Annotated in this window: 20 protein-coding genes and 1 other RNA gene; 6 read left to right on the top strand and 15 right to left on the bottom strand. The window is 65.5% G+C overall.

The window, feature by feature from the left end; translation table 11 throughout:
• Positions 1-52: 52 nt before the first annotated feature.
• Positions 53-634, top strand: a complete 582-nt coding sequence (locus tag AQ619_RS11910) for a YceI family protein (protein ID WP_062147717.1) — start codon at positions 53-55, stop codon at positions 632-634.
• A gap of 1 nt (position 635) precedes the next feature.
• Here the strand turns inward: AQ619_RS11910 and AQ619_RS11905 are convergent, their stop codons facing one another.
• Positions 636-1,433, bottom strand: coding sequence for a CAP domain-containing protein (locus AQ619_RS11905; protein WP_062147714.1), 798 nt, complete (start codon positions 1,431-1,433; stop codon positions 636-638).
• A 53-nt stretch (positions 1,434-1,486) separates the two neighbouring features.
• Here AQ619_RS11905 and AQ619_RS11900 point away from each other — a divergent pair, with 53 nt between their 5' ends.
• Entirely contained in the window at positions 1,487-2,050 is a 564-nt protein-coding gene (locus AQ619_RS11900; protein WP_062147711.1) for a nucleoside 2-deoxyribosyltransferase, read from the top strand.
• Positions 2,051-2,056: 6 nt separating this feature from the next.
• Here AQ619_RS11900 and AQ619_RS11895 read toward each other — a convergent pair whose 3' ends face one another.
• Positions 2,057-2,800 (bottom strand): tRNA1(Val) (adenine(37)-N6)-methyltransferase, encoded by a 744-nt coding sequence (locus AQ619_RS11895; protein WP_062147708.1) that lies wholly within the window; start codon positions 2,798-2,800, stop codon positions 2,057-2,059.
• Positions 2,801-2,927: 127 nt separating this feature from the next.
• Here AQ619_RS11895 and AQ619_RS11890 point away from each other — a divergent pair, with 127 nt between their 5' ends.
• The 3 genes from AQ619_RS11890 (at position 2,928) to AQ619_RS11880 (ending at position 5,127) form a co-directional block, all read left to right on the top strand.
• Entirely contained in the window at positions 2,928-3,938 is a 1,011-nt protein-coding gene (locus AQ619_RS11890; RefSeq protein ID WP_166504225.1) for a polyprenyl synthetase family protein, read from the top strand.
• Complete coding sequence (locus tag AQ619_RS11885) at positions 3,938-4,531, top strand: hypothetical protein (RefSeq protein WP_062147702.1); 594 nt, start codon at positions 3,938-3,940, stop codon at positions 4,529-4,531. Before AQ619_RS11890 ends, AQ619_RS11885 begins: the two co-directional genes overlap by 1 nt.
• 191 nt (positions 4,532-4,722) lie before the next feature.
• Positions 4,723-5,127 carry a YccF domain-containing protein gene (locus AQ619_RS11880; RefSeq protein ID WP_062147699.1) on the top strand — a complete coding sequence of 135 codons (405 nt, stop codon included), beginning with the start codon at positions 4,723-4,725 and terminating at the stop codon, positions 5,125-5,127.
• 79 nt (positions 5,128-5,206) lie between these two features.
• On the opposite strand, the gene AQ619_RS11875 is transcribed toward AQ619_RS11880, so the two are convergent.
• The 4 genes from AQ619_RS11875 to fumC all read right to left on the bottom strand — a co-directional run bounded on the left by AQ619_RS11875 (position 5,207) and on the right by fumC (position 8,257).
• A complete protein-coding gene (locus AQ619_RS11875; protein WP_062147696.1) occupies positions 5,207-5,950 on the bottom strand; it encodes an AAA family ATPase in 744 nt (247 codons plus the stop codon).
• Between the two features lie 68 nt (positions 5,951-6,018).
• The gene (locus tag AQ619_RS11870) at positions 6,019-6,420 is read right to left on the bottom strand and encodes a DoxX family protein (protein ID WP_084745954.1); all 402 of its coding nucleotides are present in this window, start codon (positions 6,418-6,420) and stop codon (positions 6,019-6,021) included.
• A complete protein-coding gene (locus tag AQ619_RS11865; RefSeq protein ID WP_062147693.1) occupies positions 6,417-6,866 on the bottom strand; it encodes a GNAT family N-acetyltransferase in 450 nt (149 codons plus the stop codon). Before AQ619_RS11865 ends, AQ619_RS11870 begins: the two co-directional genes overlap by 4 nt.
• Entirely contained in the window at positions 6,866-8,257 is a 1,392-nt protein-coding gene (fumC, locus tag AQ619_RS11860) for a class II fumarate hydratase (RefSeq protein WP_062147690.1), read from the bottom strand. Before fumC ends, AQ619_RS11865 begins: the two co-directional genes overlap by 1 nt.
• Before the next feature lie 84 nt (positions 8,258-8,341).
• On the opposite strand from fumC, the gene AQ619_RS11855 reads away from it, so the two are divergent.
• A complete protein-coding gene (locus AQ619_RS11855; RefSeq protein WP_062147687.1) occupies positions 8,342-8,728 on the top strand; it encodes a RusA family crossover junction endodeoxyribonuclease in 387 nt (128 codons plus the stop codon).
• Here AQ619_RS11855 and AQ619_RS11850 read toward each other — a convergent pair.
• The 9 genes from AQ619_RS11850 to AQ619_RS11810 all read right to left on the bottom strand — a co-directional run bounded on the left by AQ619_RS11850 (position 8,696) and on the right by AQ619_RS11810 (position 17,143).
• On the bottom strand, positions 8,696-9,082 hold the full coding sequence (locus tag AQ619_RS11850) for a hypothetical protein (RefSeq protein ID WP_062147684.1): 387 nt from the start codon (positions 9,080-9,082) through the stop codon (positions 8,696-8,698). The two genes, AQ619_RS11855 and AQ619_RS11850, sit on opposite strands and share 33 nt — an antisense overlap.
• A gap of 63 nt (positions 9,083-9,145) precedes the next feature.
• Positions 9,146-11,275 carry a serine hydrolase domain-containing protein gene (locus tag AQ619_RS11845; RefSeq protein WP_062147681.1) on the bottom strand — a complete coding sequence of 710 codons (2,130 nt, stop codon included), beginning with the start codon at positions 11,273-11,275 and terminating at the stop codon, positions 9,146-9,148.
• Between the two features lie 102 nt (positions 11,276-11,377).
• Entirely contained in the window at positions 11,378-12,148 is a 771-nt protein-coding gene (locus tag AQ619_RS11840) for a C13 family peptidase (RefSeq protein WP_062147678.1), read from the bottom strand.
• 9 nt (positions 12,149-12,157) lie between these two features.
• Complete coding sequence (locus tag AQ619_RS11835) at positions 12,158-12,628, bottom strand: PaaI family thioesterase (protein WP_062147676.1); 471 nt, start codon at positions 12,626-12,628, stop codon at positions 12,158-12,160.
• A 3-nt stretch (positions 12,629-12,631) separates the two neighbouring features.
• Positions 12,632-13,117: an SspB family protein gene (locus tag AQ619_RS11830; protein WP_062147673.1), complete on the bottom strand. Its 486-nt coding sequence runs from the start codon at positions 13,115-13,117 to the stop codon at positions 12,632-12,634.
• Positions 13,118-13,611: 494 nt separating this feature from the next.
• Positions 13,612-13,977, bottom strand: a transfer-messenger RNA (tmRNA) gene (ssrA, locus tag AQ619_RS11825).
• 30 nt (positions 13,978-14,007) lie between these two features.
• Positions 14,008-14,562, bottom strand: a complete 555-nt coding sequence (gene ilvN / locus AQ619_RS11820; protein ID WP_062147670.1) for an acetolactate synthase small subunit — start codon at positions 14,560-14,562, stop codon at positions 14,008-14,010.
• Positions 14,563-14,608: 46 nt separating this feature from the next.
• Positions 14,609-16,414 (bottom strand): acetolactate synthase 3 large subunit, encoded by a 1,806-nt coding sequence (locus AQ619_RS11815; protein ID WP_062147667.1) that lies wholly within the window; start codon positions 16,412-16,414, stop codon positions 14,609-14,611.
• A 243-nt stretch (positions 16,415-16,657) separates the two neighbouring features.
• Positions 16,658-17,143: a CinA family protein gene (locus AQ619_RS11810; protein ID WP_062147664.1), complete on the bottom strand. Its 486-nt coding sequence runs from the start codon at positions 17,141-17,143 to the stop codon at positions 16,658-16,660.
• Positions 17,144-17,157 lie beyond the last annotated feature (14 nt).

Here is a 17,157-nt window from a genome sequence, read left to right as displayed (position 1 = left end):
GCGATGAACAGTCCCTCTCGGTCCCGCCTGGGAAAGACGAAGGAGACGCTCCATGAAACGCCTGCTCGCCGCCATGATCGCCGGGGCTGCCCTGTCGGTCGCCGCTGCACCGACCCTTGCCGCCGAGGTCGCCTACAAGCTCGACGAGGCCCATACCGAGACGATGTTCATCATCGACCGGTTTGGCTTCAACTCGGTGATCGGCCTGTTCGCCAAGACCGAAGGTACGGTCTTCCTGGATGAAGCCGCGCCCGACAAATCCCGGGTGGAGGCCACGGTCTATATCGACAGCCTGCTGTCGGCGCATACCGGTCGCGACGAGCATCTGAAGGCACCGCGCTGGCTGAACGCCCCGGGCTTTCCCACCGCAACCTTCAAGTCGACCAAGGTCGAGCTGACAAGCCCGACCACGGCCAAGGTGACGGGCGATCTGACCCTGATGGGCATGACCCAGCCGACCGTCCTGGACGTCAAGCTGAACAAGATCGGCGCAGCGCCGAACAATCCCAAGCGCCAGGCGGGCTTTACCATCACGGGCACCATCAGCCGCAAGGCCTTTGGCAGCACCACGGGTGCCGGTGCCATTGGCGACAGCGTCGCCATCCGTATCGAGGCCCTGGGCATCGCGCAGTAGGCTATTCCAGAAAGAAAACCGGCCCCCAGGCCACCTGGTAGCGGTGCGCGCCTGAAGACAGGTGTGGACGCAGCTGCCAGGCCCCGGGGGCCAGGACTGATGGCAGGCGGCCCTCGATATAGGTCGTCGTCAGAATGTCGCCGCCAGGCTCCGAAACCGAGAACTGGCTTATGGTCGGGGTCGCACGGGCCAGGGCAGCGGCGATCTGCCCCGTGGATTGCACTCTGAGCGGTGCCGGCCGCGCCAGCCGGGCGCTGACCTCGGCATAGGCCCCCACGGCGACGACCCGCGGGCCCTGGCGCAGGACGCCATAGCCGACATGGGTGAAGTCGCGGGCCAGGAGATTGGCCCTGTGACCCGGGCTATCCCGCCACTGGTTCAGGATCTGGTCGGGTTGAACGGGGCTGGACGCGTTTCGGCGCATGGCGATGTTCTCGCCGGCCGCGCCGACCAGATCGCGGGCCAGGAGGCCGACTCGCCCCGCAGGGCTGAAGCCGTCGGCGGTGACATGGTCATAGAGGCCAGTGCGACCCATGTCTGCCGCATGGGCGCGCGCTGTCAGGATCAGGCCACTGTCGGCCCGCAGGCCCGGGAGGCCCTGTCGCTGGCGGATCAGATTGTTGAGGTCCAGCAGGGTGGCCTCAAACTCGGCGTCGAAGCCCCCGCCCGGTGGGTCGGTCAGGCCAGAGCGAAGGCGGCGCTCATAGGCCGTCCAAGGCAGGATCGGCGCCGCCCTGGCCGGGTCGACCGCCAGGGCCAGTGGGGCCGTCAGCAGGGTGCGACGAAGAATTTGCGGCATTGCAGTCCTTAACAGCGATTGACAGGCCCCCTAGGGACCAAGCTCTAGGACACATGCGTCCCGTGCGTTCCATATGGCTGGCCGGCCCTGATGTCTGGCTCCCGGATTTCGTGGCCCAATCGGCCCGTCAGAGGGCCTTCTGTATCGACGCTGGCTTTTCCGGCCTGACACCCGAACCGCCCCCGCTGAATGGGAACCAGGGTTCAGAGGTCGAGGCCAGGGAACTCTATGCCGCCCGCATGGCGCGATTGCGTCAGGCAGATGCCGGCGTTGTCAATCTGACACCCTGGCGGGGCCCGTCAGCCGATCCTGGGGCGGCCTTTGAAGCAGGGGTCCTGGCCGGCCTGGGCCGGCCTGTCTTCGGCTATCTGAACGTGCCGGACGAATCCCAGGCTGAGTATGTCGATCGCGTCGAATCGTTCATCGGGGCCCAGCGCGATGAAGCCGGTGTCTGGCGTGACGGCGACGGGTGTGTGGTCGAGGATTACGGCCTGCCTGAGACCGTCATGCTGTGGGCCGAGGTGCGGCGGTTGTTTGTGATCGTGACAGGTGACCCCTTGCGGGATCTGACCGGATTGGAACTGTGCCTCGAAGCCCTGCGGCTCTACGCGGAATAGGGCAGGTCACCACTCCAGGCCGGCGTCTCCGCGCAGAATCGCCTCGGCCGCCGCCGAGTGCCGCCCGCTTTCGCGATCATGCAGCACCAGGGGCGGCAGCAGAACCAGTGGGGCCTTACCGGTCTTGAGGGCCCTGACGATCACCCGCTTGGCCGGGGCATCGCCGAAGGGCTGGATCGGCCGGATCCTGAACGAGCCCGCCTTGGCCCCCAGTTGAGCCAGGATGTCGCCGAGTCGGTCGGCGCGGTGGATGATCGTAATGCTCCCGCCTTCCCGGACGGCCTTGAGCAGAAAGCCGGTCCAGGCCGCTAGCCCGCCATCGGCCATCCAGGCCCCGGATTTGGCGGGGGCAGGCGCGCGCAGTGCGCCGGGGTCGTCAAAGAACGGCGGGTTGCTGATGGCGGCGTCAAAAACCGGCAGGTCCAGTGCTCGAAACCCGGCCTCAATGTCACCCGTAGCGATCTCGACCCGATCGCCCAGATCATTCAGAGCGATATTGCCGCGAGCGAGGCTCGCTGCTTCGGGATCGCGTTCCACACCAAGGAATCGAACCCCGGGTCGACGGCCGGCGGCCGCGAGAAGCGCTCCGCCGACACCGCAGCCGGCGTCCAGCACCCGGTCGCCCTCGGCGGCATCACAGGCCGCCGCCAAGAGGGCGGCATCCATGCCCGCACGGTATCCGTCGGCCCTCTGGCGGAGCCGGATTCGGCCGTTCAGCACGCGATCTTCGGTGACCTGGGTGTCGTCCAACGCATCAAGCCTTGTGCTTGTCTTGACCGTGACCTATCCCGCCACCATTGTCCCCTGCAACGGCTGATCCTGCTGGGGGCGTACAGAGCCCCTGTGCCACCGGGCGTCGGTCAAGGAGAGTATCGTCTTGGACGCAGTTGCAGCGACCCTCCCCCGAGAGCCGGGATCGGTGGATCGACTGGTGCGTCTGGCGGCCGCCGACATGGGCGGGGTCGACCGCCTGATCACCGAACGCATGCAGAGCGATGTACCGGTCATTCCGGCCCTGGCCGAGCACCTGATCGCCGCCGGCGGCAAGCGCCTGCGTCCCTTGCTGACTGTCGCCGCGGCGCGTTTGGCCGGTTCGGACAATGACGCCTGCCTGAAGCTCGCCGCCTCAGTCGAGTTCATCCACACCGCAACCCTGCTGCATGACGACGTGGTCGACGGCAGCCAGCTGCGCCGCGGCAAGGTTGCGGCACACCTGATCTGGGGTGCGGCCCAGAGCGTACTGGTGGGCGACTTCCTGTTTGCCCGCGCCTTCGAGCTGATGGTCGAGACCGACTCGATGAAGGCCTTGGCAATCCTGGCCCGCGCCAGCCGCGTCATCGCCGAGGGCGAGGTTCTGCAGCTGACCCGCAGTCACGATCTGAACCTTTCGCAGGCGATCTATCTCGACATCATCGCGGCCAAGACGGCCGAACTGTTTGCTGCAGCCTCCGAAGCTGGCGCGGTGTCGGCCGGTGTGGATCCGGCGCGCTCCGAGGCCCTGCGGGCCTATGGCCTGAACCTAGGCCTGGCCTTCCAGCTGGCGGATGACGCCCTCGACTATGGTGGCGCGACCGAGACCCTGGGCAAGAATGCCGGCGATGACTTCCGCGAAGGCAAGGCGACCCTGCCTCTGTTGCTGGCCATTGCCCGTTCGGGTCCGCGCGAGGCCGAGTTCTGGGAGCGGGCCATCGGCCGCCGCGAGCAGACCGAAGCCGATTTCCGCCGGGCCCGGGAGCTGATCATCGGCTCGGGGGCCCTGGACGCGACGCTCGATCTCGCCTCCGACTATGCCGACAAGGCCAAGGCGGCCCTGGCCCTGTTCCCGGCCAATGACTGGCGTGAGGCGCTCGAGAGTCTGGCCGACTTCGCGGTCAGCCGGAGAGCCTGATGGCCCGGCGGCAAAAGCTCCTTTTCCTGGGCCTGCCAAGGCCAGCACCAGGTGAGACTCTCCCCAGGCTGCAGACCATCATCGCGACCTCACCGGAAAATCCGGCCGGGGATCCCAATGTCCGGGCCCACGAGGCTGGTGAAGTCGCCGGCAAGGTGATCGGGGGCGGGCTGGGCGTGCTCTTCAGCGTCGTGCTGATCGTCCTGTTGTTAGGTCCTGTGTTGTGGGCCCCAGGCTGGGCGGCCCTGCGGGTCGCGCGGTTTGTCCCTGGTCCGTGGTGGCCATGGTTGGCGGGGTTCGCGGCCGGGGTGATAGCCATCCTGATCCAGACCTGGCTGCTGGTTCAGCGCCACCCGCTTCTGCGCTATCCGATCGTGGCGGTGTTTTCGGCCGCCTGGGTCGGCGGGCTCTGGCTGGAATTGACTTCGCCGCGCCACGACTGGGTGACGACCGCGCCGACCCTGCACATGCCCGGGCCCTGGACCTGGGGGCTGCTGGGTTTGGGCACGGTGTTCTATGCAGGCATCTATCTTCTGGCCCTCGGCCAGATCACCAAGGGCCGTTGGGTCCGACAGTGGCAATTGATCAAATAGGCAAAGGGTCAGGTCGTGACTGACTCTGTTTTGGTTCGGATACCAAGGCCCTGGGCGGCTTCAAGTGACCACTGGTGACCTCCCTGGCCGGGCAAGGCGTGAATTCGCCGTAAGACGCGCGGTCGGTTCTCGACAAGCGAGCCGATTGGCCCCAACTCTGAGACCTTGGTTAAGGGCTGGGAGCCGCCTAAGTGATCCGACTGATCCTCAACATCCTGTGGTTTGTGTGCGGCGGCTGGCTCACCGGCCTGCTCTGGCTGCTGGGCGGCGCGCTGCTGGCCATCACCATTGTCGGCCTACCCTATACGGGGGCGGCCTGGCGCATCGCCGGCTTCGCCTTCTGGCCGTTCGGCAAGGAGATCGTCAGTCGCGAGATCGTCAACGGCAAGGGCGACCTGGGCACCGGGCCGTTGGGCTTCGTGCTGAATGTCATCTGGTTCATCTTCGCCGGCTGGTACATCGCCCTGAGCCATCTGATGATCGCCTTCGCAGAGGCCATCTCGATCATCGGCATCCCCTTCGCCATCAAGGATTTCCAGCTGGCGATCATCGCCCTGGCCCCGATCGGGCGCGAGGTGGTGGTGGTGCGGCGCTAGGCCTCCGAACCCGGTAAACAGGCGGTCGAGGGCGCGGCGGATGCCGAGGTCGCGATCAGGGCGTCCAGGGGATGGGTGATTATCTTTCCTCTTCATCCTCCAACAGCAGCACGTCCAGGAAGGTCTGGCGGCGGTTGAGGAAGCTGCGGGTCACGGTGACGTGGTCGAGGTTCTCGTAGTCCACTCGATTGAGGCCACGCTCTGAGGTTTCGTAGATCCAGGCGTCGGGATAGCCGAGAATGATCGGCGAATGGGTGGCGATGATCAGCTGCGAACGCGCCAGCACCAGTTGATTCAGCTTGGCCAGGAACGACAGCTGCCGGCTTGGCGACAGGGCGGCTTCGGGCTCGTCGAGGATGTAGAGACCGTCGCCCTCGAAGCGATGGTCGAACAGGTCAAAGAAGGCCTCACCATGTGAGCGCTCATGCAAACCGGCCTGACCTCGCCGGCTCGTGCCTGAGGCTTCCAGATAGCTGGCGGTCGTGAAGAAGCTCTCAGCGCGCAGGAAGTAGCCGTCGCGGGCCTTCATCGGCGCACGGACAGGCCTCACGAAACGATGGAGCGGTGAGTGTGATTCTCGGGTTGAGTAGCTGTGATCCTTCGACCCGCCCTCGGCATTGAAACCCCAGGCCACGGCCAGGGCCTCGATCAGGGTCGACTTGCCCGAACCGTTCTCGCCGACCAGGAAGGTGACGCGCGGATGAAAGGTGATGCTGTCGAGGCCGAGTAGCACCGGCAGGTTGAACGGATAGATCGCTGCATCCCAGCCTTCGCGGGGCTGGATCAGAGCTTCGATCCAATAGGGACGGTCCAGCGCGGCCATGGCGTGTTCCTGATACGTTCACGCGAAGATTGCAGATCTGGCGGTGATTGCAACGGCAAGGCCTTGATCTATCGCGCGGTGCGGAACGGCCAGTTGACTACGCCGCTGGCCCAAAGCGGTGCCCAGATGAACAGCGGCTGCAGCAGCAGGCGCGGGCCGTGATACCACCACGTGCTGGGCAGGGGCGGTGCCGGGACGCCGCTGAACGCGTGATAGATGTTGGCTGGCCAGACGCACAGCGCGTAGAGCGCCAGCATGATCCCCGCCAGTCGTCGGGTTTGCGGGATCAGCAATCCGGCCGCTCCGGCGATCTCGCAGAGGCCGGTGAAGATCACGACCTGCAGAGGAAACGGGATGACCGGCGGCATGATCGGCAGGAAGCCATGGCTGCCGACAATATGCAGAACGCCGAACGGGGCATAGAGCGCCGCGATCATCACGCGGGTGTGGCTTCGGGCGTCCCAGGTCATTCCAAAAGAATGCTCCGGCGCAGGATGTGGGTCCAGGGGCCTGACCTATCCGCCATGAAGCCCTGGGCTTCCCAGAATGGACCTGCCGCTTGCGAGGCGCGGGCGTTGACCGTCAGTAGGTTGACGCTGTCGAGGCCTTCCTGGATCAGGGCGGAGGCGAGGGCGGTGGCGACGCCCCCTCGGCGGAAGTTCGGGCGCACGTAGAAGCGCCGCAGGCGGCGAGCTGGTTCGGCGGCGCCGGTCTCGACGGAGAGGCCGCCAAGACCAGCCAGAGTCCCGGCCAGAAAGGCCGCGAGGAGGGCCTCGCCATCTTCCTGGAAGCGTATGCCGTCCCGCCAGCCATCGGCCAGCCGGGCCATGTTGCGCACGCCTTCGCCGGAGGCTTCCGCGGCGAGCGCGTCGAAGTCCTCCGGCAGGTCGTCAAAGATCCTGACGAGCTGGAGCATCAGCCCGGCGAGATCATCTTCTCCGGACGCACATACTCGTCGAACTCTTCGTTGGTCAGATAGCCGCCGCCGACGGCCTCCTCGCGCAGGGTGGTGCCGTTCTTGTGCGCGGTCTTGGCGATCTTGGCGCAGGCGTCGTAGCCCAGCTTGCCGTTCAGGGCCGTGACCAGCATCAGGCTGTTCTCGACGCCCTTCTTGATGTTGTCGACGCGGGGCTCGATACCGACCACGCAGTTGTCGGTGAAGCTGATCGCCGCGTCGGCGACAAGGCGCACCGACTGCAGGAAGTTGTAGGCCATGACCGGGTTGAAGACGTTCAGCTCGAAATGGCCCTGGCTGCCGGCGAAGGTCAGGGTCGAGTGGTTGCCGAACACCTGGGCGCAGACCTGGGTCAGAGCTTCGGACTGGGTCGGATTGACCTTGCCCGGCATAATCGACGAGCCCGGCTCGTTTTCCGGCAGGGACAGTTCGCCGAGGCCCGCGCGCGGGCCCGAGCCCAGGAAGCGGATGTCGTTGGCGATCTTGAACAGGCTGGCGGCGACCGTGTTGATGGCCCCGTGGCTGAAGACCATGGCGTCGTGGGCGGCCAGGGCCTCGAACTTGTTCGGGGCGGTGGTGAAGGCCAGGCCGGTCACACCGGCGATCTTCTCGGCCACCAACTCAGCGAAGCCCACCGGGGCATTCAGGCCGGTCCCGACGGCTGTGCCGCCCTGAGCCAGTTGCATCAGCATCGGCAGGGTCATCTCGATGCGGGCGATGCCGTTCTCGATTTGCTGGGCATAGCCGCCGAACTCCTGGCCCAGCGTCAAGGGCGTGGCGTCCTGGGTGTGGGTGCGGCCGATCTTGATGATGTCCTTCCACTCGGCGGCCTTGGCGGCGAGGGCCGTGTGGAGATGCTTCAGGGCCGGGATCAGGTCGTGGACCACCTGCTCGGCGCAGGCGATGTGCATGGCCGTCGGGAAGGTGTCGTTCGACGACTGGCTCATATTGACGTGGTCATTGGGGTGGACGGGCTTCTTGGAGCCCATCTCGCCGCCCAGCATCTCGATCGCGCGGTTGGAGATCACCTCGTTGGCATTCATGTTCGACTGGGTGCCCGAGCCGGTCTGCCAGACCACCAGCGGGAAGTGGTCGTTCAGCTTGCCCTCGATCACCTCGTTGGCGGCGGCGATGATCGTCTCGGCGATCTTCGGGTCCAGCTTGCCCAGCGCGAGGTTCGCCTCGGCGGCGGCGCGCTTGACGATGCCCAGGGCGCGAACGACGGGCAGGGGCTGCTTTTCCCAGCCGATCTTGAAGTTGCCCAGGCTGCGCTGAGCTTGCGCGCCCCAGTAGCGGTCGGCGGCGACTTCGATCGGCCCGAAGGTGTCGGTCTCGATGCGGGTGGCGGTCATGGAGCGGATCCCTCGCGTTCAGTTGGCGCGGGTTTAGCGAATGGGGGACAAGACTGCAAAGCCGTTAGGGCTTAAGAGGCGCGGATGAACGACAGCTGGACCCAGCATGGCAAGGTGCGCGCCCGCGAGGCGAATGGCGAACTGATCCTCGAGGTCGACGGCCTGACCACCCAGGGCAAGTACTACAAGCCGCTGATCTACGAGTTTTTCCGCAAGGTCTGGCGCGGGGCGCGGCCGGCCTGGGGCGAGTTCGAGGTCGATATCTTCATGGAGTTCGTCGGCGAGCCGCCCTGGATGGATCTCGACAACCTGGCCAAGGCCCTGCTGGATTCCATCAAGGGCTATGCCTTTCACGACGACGCCCAGGTCGGCCGGCTACTGGTCGAGCGCCGGCCGGGGGATCGCGAACGGATCATTATCCTCGTGCGCAAGCGCGAGTCAGGCCTTCTGAGGCGCACGCTCGAAGGCTGAAGCCGCCAGGGCCGTGAACAGCACCATCAGGAAGGCCCCGTACCGACCCACACTGACCGGATCGGACGCGGGCATCAGCAGATCGAACCGGCCGATCACCACAGCGCTGGCCATCAGGCCCGGGGCGGCGAAGGTCAGCATGGGCAGCATGCGCTTGCCCCGCTTGATGTGCCGCAGCCGTGCCGAAGCCTGGAAGACAAAGGTCACAAAGGCCGCCGCCGCGAAGGCATTGAGGGCGTAGAACCAGAAGGCGCTCTCCAGAACGCCTGCACCGAAGGCGGCATAGAATGCCGTCGCCGCGAGCCAGGCCCCCAGGCCGGCGCCGCCAAACACCAAAACGTCCTGCTTTGACACGTCATCCCCTCCCAAGGATCGTTCCTGGGAGAACGGTGCAATTTCAGCGCCGGCCGAGACCGATCAGCCGCTCCACGGCAACAGGAAGTTCCACACCGCCAGCAGGATCGCCAGGACGGTATAGAGCAGGGCGGTGAAGGTGAAGGCGAGCTTGCGCAGCGTCGTCCAGCTGTCGACGCGCCGGCCGCCGCGCCAGACCACGGGAGACATGACCAGGGTGATGGCGGTCAGGACGCTGGCGACGAGGCAGCAGGCCGAGGCCGTCACCAGCCAGCCGCTCGGCCAGCCATAGAACACCCAGGCGATGTCGTTCGACTTGCCCAGGAACGCGCCGACGCAGCTCAGGGCAATCAGCCACAGCGTCGCCTGGGTGGTCTGCATCAGATTGGCGCGGGCCTGGGTCGGGGTCTGACGGGTCTCGCGCCGGTCGCGCACAAAGATCCCGACCAGGGTGGCGACGGCGGCTATGCCAGACAGGGTCAGGATCCAGGTCATCAGGCCCGAGCTCATCAGGAAACCGATGCGCTCATAGGCGGCAAAGGCCGGGGTGCCGAAAAAGCGCGTCGCGCGTCCGTCGGAGACCTCGAAAACCAGGGTCTGGGCGCTGTCGTTGGCCTTGAACACGCCAGGCTTGTCCGTGGCGTTCCAAAGGCTGGATTGTCCGTCCCGCAGAACGGCCAGTTGACCATCCGGGGTCACGCGTACCTCGGCCCGCTGGGTCATGCGGCCAATGAAGCCCTCAAGGCCACGATAGGCGCGGCGGGTGCCCAGATAATCGCCTTCATAGATCCGGGCAGCTTCCGCGCTCAGGGGGCGGGTCGTCGGGATTGCGGGGGGCGGCGCATAGAACCGCTCAATGATCGCCGAGGGTACGACGGAAGGCAGTTCGGCACCGGTATCGGTGTTCACGGCCACGAAGACACCCAGTCCCAGGTCTGGAACCACCACAAGATTGGAGAAGAACCAAAGGGTGGCCCCGTTATGACCAAGGCCGCGATAGCCGCCGGGCAGGGGGATGTCCTGGAAGCCCGCATTCCAGCCGGATGCATAGGGGGCCGGACGGTACATCGAGGTGCGGAAAGCGTCTGCGGTGCGCGGCGAATAGATCGTCTTGCCGTCAATCGTGCCCCTGCCGAGCAGCAGCATCATGTAGCGGCTCATGTCGGCAGCCGTAGACGAGGCCCCCCCCGCAGGCGCGATATGGCCGGTCATTTCCGGAGCCTGCTCGCGCCAGCCCAGCTCCGTCCAGCGAAACCCCGCCGACCGGTCGGCGGCCAGTTCGGGCGACATCGGTGCCGGAAGGTCGTCGCGCCAGGGGCGGGCATCGCGGAAGGTCGTACGGGTCATGCCGGCCGGAAAAATGATCTCCTCGGCGACCAGCTGCTCAAAGGGCTTGCCCGTGACATTGGCCACGGCGGCTCCGGCCAGGGCCACACCGTAGTTGGAGTAGGTGGGAAGGACGCCGGGCTCACGCACCCGACGGGGCCGCTCCTGACGCAGGTAGTCGTTCAGCGGGCGGACGCGCGTCCAGTCCTGTTCAAACAACTGGCCCAGGGCGCGATCTTCGAAACCGGCGGTATGGGTCATCAGGTGACGCAGCAGGACGGGTGCCTTGTCCTTGCCGCGCACCTGAAGGGGCTCGGGAAGATAGAGATTGACCGGGCCATCCAGCCGCATGCGGCCGGCCTCGATCTCGTTCATCAGGGTGATCCAGGTGAACGTCTTGGAGATCGAGGCGATCCGGAACAGGGTCTTGTCGGGATCGACGGCGCGGCGGCCCTTCAGACTGGCGACGCCATAGCCCTTCTTCAGCACGACCTGGCCGTTCTGGACGACGGCGATGGTCGCGCCGGCGATATGGTCCTCGACCATGCTGCGGCGGATCAGGCCGTCGACAAAGGCTTCCAGTTCGGCCGCAGGCAGGGGCGTAACGCCGGCGACGGGCGGGGCGAGACTGGCCACGGGTGCAGGTGTCGCCACCTTGGCCACCTGCCGGACCGCTGGTGGGCGTGGCCGCACACGCCGATTGAGGCTGGCATAGGGCCTGGGGCCCACCGCGGCCACCACTGGTGCGGCGACGGGTGGTGGCTGCGGTGGAGGCGCGAGGTCCTGGGCCTCTGCGGAAACCGCCGAGGCCAGGAAGCCGATCATGACCGCAACAAGAGCGGCTCGGGACGAAAAGCGCGACGTCAAAGGCCGACCCCCAGGCAGTATGACTTCAGCTGACTTCTAGGGCGCCTCGCATCACGATCAAAGAGCGCCGTGCGACCTGCGACCCTATTGCTGGGGACACTGTCAGGGCGAAGGCGGCTTTGACCGCTCGAAGGCGTAGAGGGGAAGGAACGGGCGCAAGGCCGGACCAATCCACATCTGGGGCTCGGACGCCGGTTCAGCCCCGGTCTCGGCCTCCTTGCGCGCGACGCAGGCCTGTACGGCAGTCCCCAGGGCCATGAAATCCCGGGCTCCCTGCGCCGAAGACAGGAAGCAGTCGTCGAAGAAAGGATATTTGTCGCTCTCGCCGCACCCGAACGAGGCCCGGTCTGGGCGGGCGGCCGTCAGGATCATGCGGTCGGGCTTCTTCAGTGCGGGTATGAAGACGCCGGAAAAGCAGGCCGAGATGACCACAACGCTGGGGCGAGACGGGCAGGCATCGTCGATCATGGCGGCCAGAAGCTGTGGTCGCAGCATCGTTTCGCCCAGCAAGGCCCCGTCAGGGCTGCCATGGGTGCTTATGTAGAAGAGACAGCCGGCCTTGGCGCTCTGGGCACTCTGCTTGAGGCGGGCGTGGATGGAACGCGGATCAGACGGTCCGGGCGTGGTGGCCGGATAACGACCGGGTCGCACCGAGAACTGGTGCACGGACCCGGGGTCGAAACCGATCTCGGCGAGGGTCAGGGCGACGTCGCGCCGGGCATTGTCGAAAGCTTCCGTCGGCCCGCCGGAGTGGGCGTGCCAGTCGCCGGCCACAACTACCGCTGACCAGCGGGAAAACGGCGCTTCTGCGCGCGCAAACGAGGTGAGGCCGAGCAGGAGAACGCTGACAATGATGCCTGTCGCGCCTCGCATGGCCTGTCCCTATTTCTTGAACCGGGCGAAAGGGGTTGGGATGGCTGTTCCGGACGCCTTGGCCAGTAACCGGCCCTGGTCATCATAGAGCTCGCCTTCCGTGAAGCAGACCGTCTTGCCCCATTTGACCACCCGGCCGACGCCCCGAAGCGGACCGGGCAGGGCGGGGCGCAGGAAGCTGGTCTTCATTTCCAGGGTCGGCACCACATGGGTCATGCCGGAGCTGATCATGCCGGCCACCGACATGCACTCGTCGAGCATGGCGCAGACATAGCCCCCCTGGATCTGCCCCATCGGATTGCACAGCAGGTCGGCCCGGGCCTCGAAGCCGACCTCGACCTCACGATCAGCCTGACGCACGGCCAGCAGCTGAAAGCCCAGGGTGCGGGACCCCGACGGGGCATTCTTGGATGCGCGGAACCGCGCGAGGATGGCCTCGTCAGTCAGAGCCTGAGGCTCGTCCGCCGCGACGTCGCTCACCGGCTATTTCTTCCGGAACTGATCGAGGGAGATGATCTTGGGCGTGTCGTCGCCGCCACTGCCATCGGTCGGCGCTTCCGGTTCAGGCTCGACCGTAGGTTCCGGCGGCAGGATATCGGGCGCTTCAAACTGCAGGGCAAACTGCACCGACGGATCATAGAAGCGGGTCACGGCCGCATAGGGCACGGACAGGCGCTTGGGCTGGCCGCCAAATTTCAGGGTGACGGAAAAGAAGGTCTCGCCCGGTGCCAGGTCCCAATACTGGTGCTGCAGGATGATCGTCATCTCGTCGGGATACTTGCCCAACAGATCCTGCGGACCCGAGACGCCTGCGGCCTGGGTCTTGAAGGTGATGTAGAGGTGATGCGGTTCGGGCAGGCCACCGGGGGCCGCCGCCTTCTTCAGGGCCGCCTTGACGACGCCACGCAGGGCGTCCTGGGCCATGGCCTCGTATTGCATAAGGTCTTCAGGCGGGTTGGTGGGGGCCATTGCGGTCCGTCAAGAAACTGGGAACTGAAACAAGGGGACCAGCGTAGCGCGTCATGGCCCTTCGGCAAAGGTGCCGGTTCTGCCTGACGCGTTACAATTTTTGTGAAGCCTGAAAGTCGAGGGGTTCTGTTGGCAGGATCCCCCATACCCCTCGCAAAGAGAGGAGAGAGCCTCGGCTGCCACTTTTGGAAGCGGAGGGATTCTGTTGGCAGGCTCCCCCATGCCTCTCGCAAAGAGAGGAGGGAGCCTCGGCTGCCACTTTTGGAAGTGGAGGGATTCTGTTGGCAGGCTCCCCCATACCCCCCTCAAAGAGAGGAGGGAGCCTCGGCCGCCACTTTTGGAAGTGGAGGGATTCTGTTGGCAGGCTCCCCCATACCCCCCTCAAAGAGAGGAGGGAGCCTCGGCTGCCACTTTTGGAAGTGGAGGGATTCTGTTGGCAGGCTCCCCCATACCCCCCTCAAAGAGAGGAGGGAGCCTCGGCTGCCACTTTTGGAAGTGGAGGGATTCTGTTGGCAGGCTCCCTCCGGGCCCCGCCTAGGGATCTGAACCCCTAGGACTTAAGAGGCGAGATCACCCGCACCGCATTACGCGGCGATGGCGAACTCTTCAGCGAAGTTATCGTTCGCATTTAGTTTAGCGGCCCGAAACGGTGAGCCACGCCGAGAGAAAGCATAACACCTTTACACGTCTGTCGATGCTGATCGGCCCCATGCAGTTCCGTGATAACCCGGAAGAGATTGGTGGAGCCGCCGGGAATCGCACCCGGGTCCAGTCCGCTTATTACGTGCGCGTTTATCCCCATAGTCCGGCCGAGACCGGACCTTTTCAATATAGGCCGTTTGGTTGGCAGAGGGAAGGCTTACCGGGAATTTGGTCCTGGCACCCGAGGGCTACATGCCTTCGAAGCCGCGCTCGATCGAAAGCACGCCCGTGCGGGAAAGTTCAACGAGGCCAAGCGGGCGCATCAGGTCCAGGAACTTGTCGATCTTGGAGGGAGCACCCGAAATCTCGAACACAAAGCTTTCCAGGGTGGTGTCCACCGGCTTGGCCCGGAAGATGTCGGCGATGCGCAGGGCCTCGACCCGATCGGCACCGGAGCCCCGGACCTTGACCAGGGCCAACTCCCGCTCGACGCCGTTGGGATCGCGCGTCACGTCGTGCACGCGGCGGACATTGACCACCTTGTTCAACTGGGCCTCGATCTGGTCCAGAACCTGGCGCGTGCCACGCGTGACCACGGTGATGCGGCTGGTATGGGCCTTGTGGTCGGTCTCGGCGACCGTGAGGCTCTCGATATTGTAGCCGCGGGCGGCGAACAGGCCGACTACGCGATGCAGCACGCCCGGCTCATTGTCGACCAGCAGGGCGAAGGTCGCCGTCTGCTCGACCTGTGCAGCGGTGGGCATGTCGTAGGCAGAACCGGAGGCGGCAGGGGCGTTGGTCATGAGGTCGCTTCTAAGCATGGAATGAAGGAAGGGGCGAAAAGGAGGCTCAGACCAGCCCCGCCCCGGCCGCGCCGATGACATTGCCGATATCCTCGACCTCGCCCATGATCATCTCGTTGTGGGCCTTGCCCGAGGGGATCATCGGCAGGCAGTTTTCGTTCTTCTCGACCCGGCAGTCGAAAACCACGACCTTGTCGCTGTTGATCATCTCCAGGATCTTGTCGTCCAGCTCCGCCGGATCGCTGCACCGGATGCCGACAGCACCATAGGCCTCGGCCAGTTTCACGAAGTCGGGCAGGCTGTCGGAATAGGAGTGGCTGTAGCGCTCGCCGTGCAGCAGCTGCTGCCACTGGCGAACCATGCCCATCCATTCATTGTTCAGGATGAAGATCTTGACCGGCAGGTCAAACTGGATCGCCGTCGACAGTTCCTGGATGCACATCTGGATCGAGGCTTCGCCGGCGATGTCGATGACCAGGGACTTCGGATGGGCCAGTTGCACGCCGATGGCAGCAGGCAGGCCATAGCCCATGGTGCCGAGGCCGCCCGAGGTCATCCAGCGATTGGGTTCTTCGAAGCGATAGAACTGCGCCGCCCACATCTGGTGCTGGCCGACCTCTGTGGTGATGTAGCTGTCACGATCCTTGGTCAGGGCGTAGAGCCGCTCGATGGCGTGCTGTGGCTTGATGGTGGTGTCCGAGCTGCGATAGCTCAGGCACTGGCGGGCGCGCCAGGTGTCGATCTGGGCCCACCAGTCCGACAGGGCGGCCTTGTTGGGCTGATGCCCGGCGGCCTTCCAGGCGGCGATCAGGTCTTCCAGAACGCTGGCGGCGTCACCGATGATCGGCAGATCGACCCGAACATTCTTGTTGATCGATGAGGGGTCGATATCGATGTGGATCTTCTTGCTGCCCGGCGAGAAGGCATCCAGTCGGCCGGTGACCCGATCGTCGAACCGGGCCCCGACGCAGATCATCACGTCGCAATCGTGCATGGCGTTGTTGGCTTCGAAGGTGCCGTGCATGCCCAGCATGCCCAGCCAGGCCGGATCCGCAGCCGGGAAGGCCCCCAGACCCATCAGGGTCGAGGTGACCGGCGCGCCGGTCAGGGCCTGGAACTCGCGCAGCAGGGCGCTGGCCCGGGGGCCGGCATTGATCACACCGCCGCCGGTATAGAAGATCGGCCGGCGGGCCTGGGCGATCAGCTTGGCGGCCTCGGCAATCCGACCGGCCTCACCCTTGGTCTTGGGGCTGTAGGCGTGGGTCGAGGCAACCTCATTGGGGCCGTAGTACTCGCCCTTGGCGAACTGGACGTCCTTGGGGATGTCGATCAGCACCGGGCCGGGGCGGCCCGTCGTGGCGATCTTGAAGGCCTCATGGATGATCTTCGGCAGGTCGCGGACATCTTTGACCAGATAGTTGTGCTTGGTGCACGAGCGGGTCATGCCGACGGTGTCGGCTTCCTGGAAGGCGTCGGTACCGATCAGGTGGGTGGGAACCTGGCCGGTGATGACGACCATGGGGATCGAGTCCATCAGGGCGTCCATGATGCCGGTGATGGCATTGGTCGCGCCCGGGCCCGAGGTGACCAGGACCACGCCCGGCTTGCCCGAGCTGCGCGCATAGCCTTCAGCCGCGTGGGTCGCGCCCTGTTCATGGCGGACCAGGATGTGCTGCAGGCGTGGTTCGTGGAACAGAGCGTCATAGATCGGCAGAACCGCACCGCCCGGATAGCCGAAAAGCACCTCGACGCCCTGGTCCACGAGGCCGCGAACCACGATCTCGGCGCCGGTCATGGCGCGGTCGGCGGTTTCGGCGGGCGCGGTGCTCTCGATGGTCTGGTGGGCGGTCATGGCGGTGGTCCGTAGGGGATGCGGGAAGGGCGGGGCAGAAAAGAAAAAAGGCCCCGAAGGACCTTTGCGCGCGCGACTGAACTACGACGTGACTTCGAGGTCACACCGCGGACAGCCGCTCCATAAGTACGATCATGGTTTTGCGCACGAGTCTTGCTCCAAAGCTACGGAAAGGGTGATGCCATGCGTTCGAAGGGCCGTCAAGGCGGGGTTGGCGGCAAGGATGTGCCTTATTGTCCCGATTTAGGCTTCCAGTGTGTCGAGCAGCAGCTTCAGCGCCGCCACCGCGAAGGCCTGCATGTTGGCGGGGCGGTCGTCGCTACCGGTTTCCAGGGTGGCGCTGCCCGAGGTCTCAGCGCTGCTGACGGCCACACAGGTGTGGCCCGGCAGGTCGCCATACCGATTGCCGTCCGGTCCGGCAGCTCCGGTTTCGGAAAGGCCCCAGGTGGCTTTCAGATTGGTCCGCGCGACGCGGGCCAGCAGCAGGGCATAGGGCTCGCTGGCGGAGCGCAGGCCGTCCATGGCCTTTTGCGGGATATCCATCAGGGTCAGCCGGGCCCGGGCGGTATAGACGACGGCCCCGCCGCCATAGAACTTTGATGCGCCTGGTACCGCCAGCAGTGCCGCCGAGATCAGGCCCCCCGACGAGGACTCCGCGATGGCGACGGTTTCGCCCCGGGCGATCAGGCGCTCGGCAACGCGTTCTGCGAGGTCGTTGAGGTCGGACATGGGCGTTCCTTGTG

The sequence above is a fragment of the Caulobacter henricii genome, from assembly GCF_001414055.1.
Lineage (GTDB): Bacteria > Pseudomonadota > Alphaproteobacteria > Caulobacterales > Caulobacteraceae > Caulobacter > Caulobacter henricii.
Note: the sequence above shows the minus strand (reverse complement) of the source record. Positions and strands in the feature narration are given on the sequence as shown.